The sequence below is a fragment of the Archangium sp. genome (assembly GCF_045802675.1).
Classification (GTDB): domain Bacteria; phylum Myxococcota; class Myxococcia; order Myxococcales; family Myxococcaceae; genus Archangium.
In genome coordinates this window covers 1-12958 of record NZ_JBJMQO010000149.1, presented here as the reverse complement: position 1 = coordinate 12958, position 12958 = coordinate 1, and the positions used below count along the sequence as shown (strand labels likewise).

The 12958-nt window shown below is 70.8% G+C and carries 9 protein-coding genes; 7 read left to right on the top strand and 2 right to left on the bottom strand.

Features of this window, described 5'->3' with window-relative positions:
• Positions 1-3 precede the first annotated feature (3 nt).
• Entirely contained in the window at positions 4-1845 is a 1842-nt protein-coding gene (locus ACJ8AN_RS41340) for a hypothetical protein (protein ID WP_407761151.1), read from the bottom strand.
• 279 nt (positions 1846-2124) lie between these two features.
• Here ACJ8AN_RS41340 and ACJ8AN_RS41335 point away from each other — a divergent pair, with 279 nt between their 5' ends.
• Together ACJ8AN_RS41335 and ACJ8AN_RS41330 are read left to right on the top strand one after the other, a co-directional pair.
• The gene (locus tag ACJ8AN_RS41335; protein ID WP_407761150.1) at positions 2125-2784 is read left to right on the top strand and encodes a Tfp pilus assembly protein FimT/FimU; all 660 of its coding nucleotides are present in this window, start codon (positions 2125-2127) and stop codon (positions 2782-2784) included.
• Between the two features lie 15 nt (positions 2785-2799).
• Positions 2800-3351 (top strand): prepilin-type N-terminal cleavage/methylation domain-containing protein, encoded by a 552-nt coding sequence (locus ACJ8AN_RS41330; RefSeq protein ID WP_407761149.1) that lies wholly within the window; start codon positions 2800-2802, stop codon positions 3349-3351.
• A 36-nt stretch (positions 3352-3387) separates the two neighbouring features.
• On the opposite strand, the gene ACJ8AN_RS41325 is transcribed toward ACJ8AN_RS41330, so the two are convergent.
• Entirely contained in the window at positions 3388-3564 is a 177-nt protein-coding gene (locus tag ACJ8AN_RS41325) for a hypothetical protein (protein WP_407761148.1), read from the bottom strand.
• 94 nt (positions 3565-3658) lie between these two features.
• Here ACJ8AN_RS41325 and ACJ8AN_RS41320 point away from each other — a divergent pair, with 94 nt between their 5' ends.
• The 5 genes from ACJ8AN_RS41320 (at position 3659) to ACJ8AN_RS41300 (ending at position 12828) form a co-directional block, all read left to right on the top strand.
• Positions 3659-4405 carry an RNA polymerase sigma factor gene (locus ACJ8AN_RS41320; protein WP_407761147.1) on the top strand — a complete coding sequence of 249 codons (747 nt, stop codon included), beginning with the start codon at positions 3659-3661 and terminating at the stop codon, positions 4403-4405.
• Positions 4406-4437: 32 nt separating this feature from the next.
• A complete protein-coding gene (locus ACJ8AN_RS41315; RefSeq protein WP_407761146.1) occupies positions 4438-6558 on the top strand; it encodes a serine/threonine protein kinase in 2121 nt (706 codons plus the stop codon).
• Between the two features lie 282 nt (positions 6559-6840).
• Positions 6841-8064, top strand: coding sequence for a PilW family protein (locus ACJ8AN_RS41310; protein ID WP_407761145.1), 1224 nt, complete (start codon positions 6841-6843; stop codon positions 8062-8064).
• A 4-nt stretch (positions 8065-8068) separates the two neighbouring features.
• On the top strand, positions 8069-8569 hold the full coding sequence (locus ACJ8AN_RS41305) for a hypothetical protein (protein WP_407761144.1): 501 nt from the start codon (positions 8069-8071) through the stop codon (positions 8567-8569).
• 20 nt (positions 8570-8589) lie between these two features.
• Positions 8590-12828: a pilus assembly protein PilY gene (locus ACJ8AN_RS41300; protein ID WP_407761143.1), complete on the top strand. Its 4239-nt coding sequence runs from the start codon at positions 8590-8592 to the stop codon at positions 12826-12828.
• The last annotated feature ends 130 nt before the right edge of the window (positions 12829-12958 follow it).

The window sequence follows — 12958 nt, the reverse complement described above, 5'->3', positions numbered from 1 at the left end:
GGTTCAGTGGAGGCCCGCCGCTTCCGGGTTGGGGCGGTTTTCCTCTCGGAACGGGCCACCCAGCGCGCGCGGCGGGTGCGCGTGCGCTCCGGGCAGGACGAGTTCCTCGACGGGGTGCTCCTGGTGCCAGGAGTGGAGATTGCGCATCCAGTGCTCGTCCCGGATCGACCGCAGGATGGTCGGAAGGCGGCTTTCCGTCGCGCCCGCCTTCGCCTCGGTGGCCTGGGAAGACACGGAAGGGAAGAGGCGCTCGAGCTGCTTGCGCTGCGCCTGGGACTGGCAGGCCTTCTCCAGGTCCGTGGCCGTGCGAATGCCGTACTCCCGCAGGCTCGTGAGCAGCCGGGAGTGAGCCCCGGCCGCGTCTCCCGTACGCTTTGCCTCACCGGTTGCCTCGGGGGTGCGCAGGTGGAGGATGGCCTGGTCCACCCAATCCAACAGCCGGGCCACCGGGATGCGGGTGAGCAGCATCAGCTCGACCACATCATGGTGGGCCAGGCTCTGGACATTCGTCACCCCCTCGTCGAGCAGCCGGGAGCGGTCATAGAGGTCGATGCCATCCAGGTTCGTGAGCGGCTCATGCTCATCCACGGGAGAAGGCCCCACCCGTATCTTCCTCCACTTGCGTCCGGGGGCCGAGTCGCGCCAGGCCTCCCGGAGGAGGACCAGGGTGGTCTCGGGAACGATGCCCGTCATGAACGCGAGGATGAGCAGCCAGGAGGGGCTCGTGCCGTCCCGGGGCGACAACCCGGCCAGCAGGGACAGCACCCAGGTCAGCACCATCGTGCTGACGATGCGAATCGTGATGTGGCTGTAGGCCTTGGGCCGCAGGTCCCGGTAGACATAGCTGCGGAAGGCGGTCTGCAAGGCATAGAAATACGAGCCGAGGAAGCCGAAGACGAGCGCCGACTTGTGGGGCGCGAAGAGCGCGGCCAGCAATCCCTGGGTGTCGCTGTCCTTGGGAGGAGGGGCCCCACTGAGGAACGTGAGGCTCCAGCCAATGGTGATGACCAGCGTGGCCACGAACACCGGGGAGCGCCTGGCCACCAGGAGCCGCCCGGCGGCGGGGTTCTCCAGGCCATAGGCCTCGTCCATCAGGCCGCCGTACTTCGAGCGGACGTCCAGCTTGTTGGTCAGCTCGGGATCGAACCGGAAGATCTGCCGCGTGAACTTGCTCCGCAGCGTCGCCGAGCACTGCGGGTCGAGCACGAAGAAGAGCAGTGAGGGGAGCAGGGAGAGCACCGAGATGAAGAGCAGATGCAGAACCCGGTACGCCAGCTCGACGGAGACGTCAGCGCCCCCCCGCATGCGCTGCACCAACCCCGTGGAGAGCAACAGGAGGGTCGGCAGGAGGATGGCGATCCCCACCACCATCAGGAAGCTCAGATGCTGCATGGCCGAGCTCAGCAGGCGCCTCGAGCCCAGCTGCGCGCTCACCAGGCGCCGCGACCACGGAAGCGGGAGGGAGGGGTTGGAGCGGCCCAGAAGCAGCAACAGCCCCACGACGAGGCAGAACAGCCCCACGGCGCCGCAGGTGCCCACGAGCCAGTACGCCGGCCCTGCCCGGACCACCAGGCCGATGACCGCATAGGCGAGGGAGAACCAGCCGCTCACGATGGCGGCGAATGGCCAGGCCCCCATGGACGCGCTCGCCTCGCGGTCGAACGCGATGTAACCCTGTTGCACGTACACCTGGAGGCCGCGTCGCTCCTCCGCACTGAGCACCACCTCGCGTCGATCCTCCAGGGGGGCGAGGTTCAGCTCACAGCCCTCCGACACCCGGAGGCGCAGCCGCTTGTTCGTCTCGTTGGAAATCCGGTGTGTGGCCTCGTTCGGCTCATTCGCCATGAGACGGCCCCCATGTGGGAGAGAGGGGCGATGGCGCAAATGTGACGCTTCCCGCGTCAGGGAAGGGCAGGCGGGCGTGCAATCGTTACAGAAGGGAAAATCCTTTCCCCGTAGAAAGGCCAGCCGGAGGCAACTCCGGGAGTCATGCGGCGCACTCCGGGAGTCAGACTGGGTCGCCGTGCGTCCCTCTCGTTCCGAGGGCTTGCACAGGTACTCCCAGCCCGCGGAGGCAGGTGGGCCACGCTTTGCACAAGCAGCCGGGCGGAAGGAGTTCTCCGCGTGTCCATCCGGTCCCGCTCCGCTGGCTTCACCCTCGTCGAATTGCTCACCGCCGTCGCCATCCTCGGCGTCCTCGTGACGCTCGCGGGTGTGGCCGTGTTCCACGGCACCTCGCGCGTCCGGGTGAACAACGCCGCCTTCGAGGTGGGCGCCCTGTACTCCGCCGCACAGATGCGCGCCACCAGCATGGGCGTGCCCCACTACGTCGTCTTCCATGACGACGGCAAGGAGTTCGGCGTCTACCTGCTCGAGCGCGCCGACTCGCTCGGCGCCTTCAACTGGGCCAGCGACGACGTGATGAATGCCTCGGCCGTGGGCGGCGTGCGCCACGAGCACCTGGCGCTCTCGCGCGAGAGCGGCCTGGGCTTCATGGACCTCTCGGCCCCGCGCGCGGACTTCACCTCGCTGCCCGCGCCCTTCACCTCCATTGCGCTCTCGCCCTCCGGCACGGGCCACCTGCTCGGGGGCTGCACCTTCTGCACCGAGGGCACCGGCGGCGCCCGCGGCGTCATCCGCTTCTCTCCTGATGGCACCGTGCAGGTCATGACCGGCGGCGCCCCCCCGGGCGGCGTCGTCGCCTTCATTCCCGACTCGCACAAGCCCGGCTCGGCCCGCTGGGTCGTCATCGCCGCGCCCGCTGGCGCCATCCGCGTCTTCTAGGAGGAGCCGTCCACCATGTCCCCGTACCGCCGCGCCCGCAGGGCCCGTGGATTCAGCCTCGTCGAAGCCCTGGCGGCCCTCGCCATCTTCTCCATCGGCATCCTCGGCGTGCTGCAGATGAACGTGCTGGCCAGCCAGCAGAACGGGCTCGCCCGGCGCCAGTCCACCGCGAGCAAGATTGCCCGCGATCTGGTGGACTCCTTCGAGCGCCTGCCCTTCGACCACGCGCTGCTGTCCACCGAGAGCACCATCGACCCGGCGGACCCGCGCTTCGCCCGCTTCGACGAGACCGATGGCCGGGTGAAGCTCGCCGACGCGGTGGCCCTCGTGGGGGAGCGGCCGCTGCTCGGCGCCGCGCACGCCAGCGTGAGCACCGAGGGCCCCTACGAGGTGGCCTGGCGCGTGGCGCCCCTCAAGGACGCCGACAGCACCACCGAGGCCCGCCGCATCCTGGTCATGGTGCGCTTCCCCACCACGTCCGGGAACGTCAAACAGATCGACGTCTGGGCGGTGAAGTACAACCCCCAGGCCGTGGGCCGGGGCGCCGCGGCCATCCCGGAGATTTGAGCCACCCGGCCACGTCCGGCGCCACGACCCACCTCTTCAGCGAGTCACCCTCGTGGGTGCCTTCGGCGCCGGGGCCGCCGTCTTCGGTGTGGTCAACGTGGAGGACGCCGTCTCGGACGGGGTGACGGACACCTCTCCGGAATACCTTCCCCCCGCGCTGGCCATCGTCGCGAAGAGGGTGAACCCCAGGACCAGCCACGTATCTACCTTCATGACTTCCTCCTTGTGAGCGGGCTGCTCCCTGACCTGTGAAGAAAAGGCGCGCCCCGGGTTACCGGGAATCTTTTTCCCGTTAGACTCCGGAGGCGTGAACGAGCCGCCTTCGAATGCGCCCGCGCCGGGTCCCACCGCGCGCGGGTTCGTCACCACCCGTTGGAGCCTGGTACTCGCCGCGGGCCAGCCCGGAGCCCCGGAGGCACACAAGGCCCTGTCGGAGCTCTGCACGCTCTACTGGCACCCGCTCTATGACTTCGTCCGGCGCCAGGGCCTGCCACCGGACAAGGCGAAGGATCTCATCCAGGGCTTTCTCACCCGCGTGCTGGAGAAAAATGCCCTCGCGGTCGTGGAGCCCGGCCGCGGCCGCTTCCGCTCGTGGCTGCTGGCCTCGGTCAAACACTACCTGGCGAACGAGTGGGATCGCGAGCGGGCGGAGAAACGCGGCGGGACCCGGGTCCAGGTCGATCTCGAGGACGCGGAGACGTGCTTCAACCAGGTGCCCATGCCCGGGCTCACCCCCGAGCGGGCTTTCGAGCGGCGCTGGGCGCTGGGGCTGCTGCGCCGTGTGCTGACGGCGCTCGGCGAGGAGTACGCGCGCGAGGGCCAGGCGCTTCGCTTCGAGAAGCTGCAGCAGACCATCACCGGCGAGGAGGCGGACTCGTACGCGCACATCGCCACGGAGCTGGGCATGAGGGAGGGCGCGGTGAGGAAGGCGGCCTTCCGGCTCCGGCAGCGCTACCAGGAACTGCTCCTCACGGAGCTCTCCCACACCGTCGAAAAGCCCGAGGACGTCACCGACGAGCTGCGCTTCCTCATCTCCGCCGTCGAGGACGGGTAACATCCGGGGGCCCGTTGCTTCATGGAGGGGCAATGGACGACACGCTCACCCTGCCCTGTTCCCGCTGTGGCGCCGCGCTCCCCGAGGTGATGGGAGGGCTGTGCCCCCGGTGTCTGCTGAACGTTGGACTGCGGCCCCCCGCGCCCCCGCCGGATGAGCCCGTGCCCGGAGCAGCGGACCCGTATCCCCGCTTCGGCGATTACGAGCTGTTGGTGCTCCTCGCCCGGGGCGGCATGGGCGTGGTCTACAAGGCGCGCCACGTCGCGCTCGGCCGCACGGTGGCGTTGAAGCGAATCGCCGGGGGCGAGCTGGCCAGCGACGCGGAGATCCACCAATTCGAGTCCGAGGCCCGACTCGCCGCGAGCCTCGCGCACCCGAACATCGTCCCCATCTACGACGTGGGGGAGCACGAGGGCGACCACTACTTCACCATGCCGCTGATGGAGGGCGGGAGCCTGGCCCAGCGGGTGCGGGACTTCCACGGCAAGCCCCGCGAGGCGGCGAGCCTGGTCGAGACGATCGCCCGGGCGGTCCACTATGGGCACCAGCATGGCGTCCTTCACCGGGACTTGAAGCCCGCCAACCTGCTGCTCGATGCCGCGGGCGTTCCGCACATCGCCGACTTCGGCGTGGCCAAGGTGCTCGACAAGCAAGCCCGCGTGTCGAGGAGCGGCGCGGTGGGCACCCCCCTCTACATGGCGCCGGAGCAGGCCCGCACGCACGGCCCGCCCCTCACCGTCGCCGCCGACGTCTACGGCCTCGGGGCCATCCTCTACGAGCTGCTGACGGGCCGGCCTCCCTTCCAGGCCAACGGCATCTTCGAGCTCCTCAAGCAGGTTCAGGAGGCCGAGCCCCTCCCACCGAGCATGCTCGCGCCGCGCATCTCCCGGGACCTGGAGACCATCTGCCTCAAGTGCCTGGAGAAGGAGCCCACCCGGCGCTACGGCTCCGCGGAGGAGCTGGCGGATGAGCTGCGGCGCTACCTCGAGGGCAGGGAAATCGAGGCGCGGCCCCGCGGCATGCTCGGACGCGCCTGGATGTGGTGCCTGAGACATCCGCTGGGCGCGGGGCTGCTGGCCACCCTGCTCTGGTGCCTCTCGGTGGCGGCGGTGGGCGCCGTGCGCATCGAGCGCGCCCAGGAGGAGGACCTGCGCCGCGACGCGCTGCGGGTCAACCTCTACGCCGCGCGGCTGGTGGCGGGGACGGTGCTCTTCGAGCTGGCGCAGTACCGCCAGGGCGTGGAGCACGCGACGGCGCAGCCTCGGCTCGTGGCCGCGCTCCAGACGCGCGACGCCGCGGCCCTGGAGGCCTTCTGCCGGGACGGCTTCACGTACTACGACGGCCCGCGCGGCGGCTTGAAGTCCTCGGACGCGGGCTCGCCGTTCTCGCTCTGTTTCGTCCAGGACACGGCCGGACGCACCCTGGGCCGTTGGCCCGAGCCGCCGCGCGCCATCCTCGGCAAGGACTACGGGTGGCGCGACTACTTCCAGGGCGCCCGGCGTCTGGCGGCCGAGGGACGGCGCGCCGCGTACATCTCCCGGGCCTTCGAGACGGAGTCGGACGGCAAGTATGCCTTCGCCCTGGCCGCCCCGGTGTACGCTGCGGACGGGACGTGGCTGGGGGTGCTGGTGGTGAACGTCGCGACCGACTCCCGGCTGGGCATGCTGCAGCTCGACGAGGGGAGCGACTCGGGCCGCACCGTCACGCTCGTGGGGCTCACCGACCGCAAGCGCGGCCAGCTCGAGTGGCCCGCCCGCGACGTCTATGCCGTCCTCGCCCACGAGCGGCTGGGGCGCGGGATGCCGGCCACGCTCGAGCCCCAGACGGCGCGGCAGCTCGCCCAGGCCCTGCCGGAGCCCGCCTCCCTCGGGCAGGAGCAGCTTCAACTGCCGGACTCCCCGGGAAGCGTGCTCGAGGGCTACCGGGATCCGGTCTCCGACGAGCCGGGCACGTGGCTGGCGGCGTTCGCGCCGGTGGGCCGCACCGCGTTCGCCGTCATCGTGCAGACCCGGGAGAAGGCGGCGCTCGAGGTCAACACGCTCCTGGCACAACGCGTCGCCTGGTGGAGCCTGCCCTTCGTCCTGGGCACCGGGCTGCTCTGGCTCCTCCTGGGATGGTCTCGCTACCGCGCCTCCGCCCGAAAGGCGGAGTAGGGCGGCCCCCGACAGAGGCCCCATGGCCAGGGCAGGCAAGCAGGCATCCCCCCACTCCGAGCCCGAAGCAGGGAGGCATGCAATCGTTACAGGAGGGCCATTCCTTTCCCAGTAGAAAGGGCAGCCGCGGGTAACTCCTGGGGTCGGGGAGGGAACTCCCCCGGTCACACGGGGTAACGGGCTTCCCTTCTCGTTCCAAGGGCTTGCACAGGGACTCCCGGCCAACGGGGCCATTGGGCCGCGCTTTGCACAGACGAGCGGGCTGGAAGGAGCTCTCCCCTCGTGTCCATCCGGTCCCAGCCCGCGGGCTTCACCCTCGTCGAGCTGCTCGTCGGTAGTGCCATCGGCGCGGTGGTGCTCACCGGCATCGCGGCCGTCTTCGTGTCCCAGGCCTGGCAGTACCAGGCCCACGCCAACCGCCGCGCGGTGCAGTCCAGCGTGCGCCAGGCGCTCGGCTTCGTCGAGCGGCACGTGCGCAACGCGGGCTATGGCGTGGACCCCGACCGGGCCCTCCTCGCCTACGACTCCTACGACGCGGCCCGCAACGCGCACGGCGAGGGCTTCCCCGACGGCCTCACCGTCCACTCGCGCGACCCGTACTTCCGCCGCCTCGCCACCACGGTGGGCACGGACTTCCTCAAGTTCGACAAGGCGCTGCAGCGGCCCCTGCTCAAGGGCGAAATCCTGCTCGTGCTCTGCCCCGGCGCCATCCGCTACGCCTACGTGACGGTGGGCGAGACGGCCGCCGTGAGCGCCACCTCCGTCAAGCTGGACACCACTCCGGTGACGGTGGACTCGCCCGCGGGTCCTCCCGGCGCCCTCTTCCACGAGCAGGACCAGCTCTCCGACGCGTGCTTCCACGACTCGGAGCCGCCGGTGGTGGTGAAGGTGGAGCGCGCCAGCTTCTACGTCGCCTCCTTCGACGACGACGGCAACCCGGCCACGCCCGGCGCCACGCCCTACCTCATGCTGCACCGGGGCGTGGACCTCAACGGGGACGGGGCCATCGACGGCGCCGACGCCTCGCCGCTCGCGGTGGGGCTCGAGCAGTTGCAGGTGGCCTACATCCTCAACACCCTGGGCAACACGCCGCCGCCGCTCGTCGGCGTGGACGGCGACGTGCCCTGGGGCGAGTCCTGGCACACCGGCACGCCCGAGCCGGACCGGCCGCGCCTGGAAGACCCCTATGCCTCGCCCCGGCGGCTCGTCTCGCACCCGGCCAACATCCGGCAGGTGCGCCTCACCTTCGTGGCGCGCAGCGCCCAGCCCGACACGCAGCGCCCCGGGGATGACGTGCTCACCCCCGGCGCCCCCGGCACCGAGGGCCCCGCGCTCCCCTCCGGCACCGCCTCGTGGCGGCAGTTGGAGAACCTGGGCACCACGCCCGCCAAGGCCTTCGACCCGCGGGGCGGCGGCTTCACCCGCGCCGTCATGCGCGAGGCCATCGCCCCCAAGAACCTGCTGATGCGCTCCCAATTCATCCCCGTCCACCTGGGAGGAGGTTGAGCCCATGCCTCACCATCCCCACCGCAGTTCCCCGGCGCCCCGAGGCATGGCCCTCGTGATGGCGCTGCTCGTCGTGGTGCTCGTCACGCTGCTGGTGGCCGGCGCCCTCGCCTTCACCGGCACCGAGCGCAACGCCGCCGTGCTCCAGACGCGCGAGGACTCGATGTCGGCCTGCACCCAGGCCGCGCGCAACCTCTTCCTCGCCCGCCTGCGCGTGCTCACCCCGAGCAGCACCGCCCAGGTGCAGCTCCATGACGCGTACGGCCCGGGCCTCATCCGCGCGGGCCACTTCAGCGGCTCGACGGCCTCCCCCACGCTCACGCACGTGGAGCGGCTGCCCGCCAACGCGGTGGGTGCCTCGCGCGGCGCGGCCCGCGACATCAGCAACACGCTCGGCGACGCGGCCGAGGGTGCCGCCTGGTACTCCATCACGGCCCTCTGCCAGGAGTACCCCGGCGGTCCCGAGCGCGAAGTCGAGTTCGTCGTCCGTGTCGGCCTTCAGTAGCACCCCCTCCGAGGACCCTCATGTATTCCTGGAGCCACCTCCGCCGCCTGTCCTCCGCAGCGCTCCTGCTGTCCTCCGCCCTCGCCCTCTCCGCCGAGCCCGAGCCCAGGGCCGCCTGTTGTCAGCTCACCACGTCGCTGGCCTCCGAGGCCCTGCGCGGTGAGGACATCACCGGCGACGAGCGCTTCTTCATGAGCGAGGGCACCCCGCCCAACGTCCACTTCCTCATCGACACCTCGGCGTCCATGCGCGAGCTGCCCCAGGTGAACGAGGGCAACCACGAGGCCTTCTTCGCCGCGGGCGATGGGTGCTCGCAGCCGGACCTCGTCGCGATGGAGGCGGCCAACGGGTGGAATCCCGCCACGGCCTACCCCGTGCCGGACCCGGACCACACCACCCTCTTCCAGGATGACAAGTTCTACGGGTACATGTTCTGGGAGGACTCCAACGCGCCGGCCTCGCAGTGGAACACCAAGGAGGACGTCTGCGCGTACCAGCACCCGGCGAGCGCGGACCCGACGCGGGCGCTCTACGACGCGTGCCTCTCGTGCCTCCAGACGAAGGGCTTCTACAAGCGCCCCGGGGCCACGGGCGCCCGGCCGGGCACGGACCCGCGCAAGCTCACCTTCGCCTTCTCGGGCCGCTTCCTCAACTTCAACCCGCCCAAGTACGTGACGGCCAAGGCCGTGCTCAAGTCCATCCTCAAGGACATGCGCCGGGTGCGCGTGGGCATCAGCTACTTCGACGCGGACAACTCGGTGCACGGCGCCCTCATGGCCATGCCGCAGGGCCCCACGTGCGAGCAGCTCAGCGCGGACCCTCGCGCCTTCGAGTCCGTGCGCCCCAACTACCTGGCCGCCGTGGACGGGCTGCACTTCAAGGCCGCCACGCCGCTGGCCGAGTCGCTGCTCAACCTCGGGCAGTACTTCTCCTCGAGCAACTCGCTCTACACGGACACCTTCGGCTTCGACAGCAGCTACCTCAAGACGGGCTTCCAGAACGCGCTGCTCACCCGGCCCGAGCGCAGCTGGTGCTGGGGCTGCCAGTCCACCTCCATCGTCATCGTCACCGACGGCGAGCCGAGCGCCGACGAGCACCTCCCGGCCGAGGCCCTCACCGCCCTCAATGGCGGCACGGTGGAGTGCCCCGCCTCGGAGCCCTGCCCCGAGGACGCGCAGCACAAGCTGGATGACGTGGCGAAGCTGCTGGCCACGCAGGACCTGCAGCGCGCCAGCCCCACGGCGGTGGGCGACTTCGACACCTCCGGCCGGCAGAGCCTCACCATCCACGCCATCGGCTTCGGGGTGAACGCCAACATCCTCAAGAACGCCGCGCGCGTGGGCGGTGGCCTCTACCACCAGGCCAACGACGGCGCGGGCCTCAAGCAGGCCCTCGAGGAGATCATCGCCAACGTCAACCGGCGCTCCACGTCCTTCTCGGCGGCGTCCGTGTCCGGCCTGCAGCTCGGTGGCTCGAGCGGCACGCTGGTGCCCCGCCTGCGCCCGGGCCGCGACCGTGACGAGCCGTGGCGCGGCTACCTCTACCGCTACAAGCTCGCCTCGGAGCTGCTGCTCGGCTGCAAGCCGGACAAGGCCGCCCTGGGCGCGGACGCGTGGGATTTGAACCAGGACAAGGACTGCGACGACGTCCACCTCATCGACGCGGACGGCGACGCCGTGGTGGAGATCGAGCTGGGCGACTTCGTGAAGCTCAAGGACCGTCTCCAGCCGGGCCGGCCCTTCTGGGAGGCGGGCCAGAAGCTCAAGGCCTCGGCGGCGGCCACCCAGCGCTGGAAGACGCGCAACCTCTACACCATCGTCGACAACGGCGGCCCCACCGGCGCTCCGGACGGGCGCATCGACTCCAACGACACCCCCGTCGCCTTCACCGAGGAGAACGCCCCGGCGCTGCGCGGCTACCTCGGCATCGGTGACGGTGGCTGCACCGTGGCGGGCGAGAAGCTCGGCCCCGACGACTGCGCCCGCGCCGTCATCCGCTACTACCGGGGCGCGGACGTGCTCAACACGGACAAGACGCGGCGCGACTTCGACCGGGCCTTCCTCCTCAACGACATCTTCCACTCGGCGCCCCAGAGCGTGGAGCCGCCCATGCCCCGCGACTTCTGCGCCTTCTCGCAGCAGTGCCTCCAGACGCTCCACTCGGGCCACACGGAGCAGGCGAGCTACCCGGACCCGGCCACCGGCAGCCCCCGCCCCGCCTATGACGAGTACGTCACGCGCCACGAGGCCCGCGACCGCGTGGTGCTGGTGGGCTCCAACGGCGGCATGCTGCACGCCTTCCACAATGGCAGCCGCGCGGGGAAGGATCCGCTCACCGGCATGCCCCAGCACGACGAGGGCACGGGCGAGGAGCTGTGGGCCTTCGTCCCGCCGGACATGCTGCCCAAGCTGCTGCCCAAGCTGGGCAAGCACGGCTGGTTCGTGGACGGCACGCCCATGGTGCGCGAGGTGTGGCTGGACGGCGTGGGCACGCCCGGCGACGCCACGGCCGACGGGAAGAAGCAGGCCAGCGAGTTCCGCACCGTGGCCGTGGTGGGCTCGGGCACGGGCGGGGTGCACCGCTTCGCGCTGGATGTGACTTCCCTGCTGGCCAACCCCGCCCGCGGGCTGCCGGGCCGCGCGCCCTCGCGGAAGGGGGACTTCCTGTGGATGTGGCCGCAGCCGTGCGACGCGCTCGCGCTGCAGCTGGGCGAGAGCGATGGAGCCTTCGCGCCCCGGCCTCCGCCCATCGGCCCGGTGGCCCTGGCGGACCCGGACGGCCCCTGGCGCGTGGATGGAAAGCCGGCCCGCGAGGAGTGGGTCGTCTTCCTCAATGGCGGGTATGACCGCTCGCTGAGCCGGGGCCGGGGCCTGGCCATGGTGGACATGAAGACGGGCGAGACCCTCTGGAGCTTCTTCCACGGCGACGGCGGCGAGCGCTCCGAGCACCTGCGCCACCCCTTCGCCGCCAGCGTGGCGATGATGGACATTGGTGGCGAGCTGAGCTCCAAGCCGGATGGAGATCTGCTCTTCGACACCGCGACGGTGGCGGACTACGGCGGGCAGGTGTGGACGGTGCGCTTCTGGCAGCCCGGGGTGCGCGCGGCCAGCGGCGGCAAGGTGACGAACTGGTTCGCCGCCCGCGCCTTCCAGGTGAAGGCCCCGAGCGAGGACACCGTGCGGCCCACGTTCAGCTACATGACTTCCAACACCGTGCAGGCGGACACCGGCTACCTGCGCACCTTCGTGGGCACCGGGGACCGCTTCAACCTCGCCGAGAGCGGCGGGACGACGTGCCGGCTCTCCAACCCACTCGGGTGCGCGCAGCTCGGCTGCCGGGCCAGCCAGACCGTCACCGTGGAGCGCGGCGGCTCGACGGCCTGGAGCTCCACCACCACCTACGCCGATTACGCCTACACCTCGAGTGCGCCCACGGCGGGTACCGCGGGTGACACCTGCGGCTCGACGAAGGTGTCGCTCTCCTGGGACTACAGCGCGGCCAACGGGTGCTCGGCGAGCAGCGCGGGCAAGCTGGAGTACACCTGCGATGGCACGGGGACGGGGTGGGGCTGCCGGGTGTCGAAGGATGACTGGATTGCCCTCGCGGCGACCAAGCCCCTGCCGGCCGCCAGCCCCCACCGCTTCTATGGCTTCTGGAGCTACGGGGTGAAGAAGTCGCGCACCTTCGGCACCGCCACCGAGGCCGCGCGCTACGAGACCGGCCTGCTCACGGACGAGCAGCTGGTGGACGTGTCCCAGTTCGACGCCTCGGGGAAGGTGACGGGGGGCGCGAAGGAGGCCGGGGCGCTGGAGGCGGGCTGGTACGTGAAGTACGGCGCCTCCCGCGAGCAGACGGGCAGCGGCACGGCCATCGTCAACGGGTGCGTGGTGTGGAACAGCTTCGAGGCGGGCGCCTCGGGGGGCATGTGCGCGGCCTCGGGGGGCCACAGCGCGCGCGTCTACCAGGCGGGCTTCGTGGGGGGCGCGGCCAACTGCGCCGAGGGCTTCTCCACGGTGGGCACGGCCGGCGGGGGCACCCCCAGCTGGAAGCGCTTCGAGAAGCGCGAGGTGACGGCCGCCCCGGCGGACCCGGTGGCCCAGCGCAACCCCCAGTCGGTGGACATCCTCCTCAACGAGCCGGGCACGGGCCCCCGCCGGGTGGGCGTCTCCCTGGACAACGAGGCGCTCCAGTCGCTCTACCAGTTGGAGCTGGACCGTTCCGGCCATGACTGCCGGCACGAGGCCCAGCGTTGCGAATAGCCCGCAACCATTGATTCCGGACGGGGGCTGGCGTAGGCAACGGCCCTCACTCATTTCGAAGGGTTTCAAGCAGATGGCCGAGAAGCTGGCACCGCGCGAGAAGGGCTTTTCCGAAAGCCTCGACAATTGG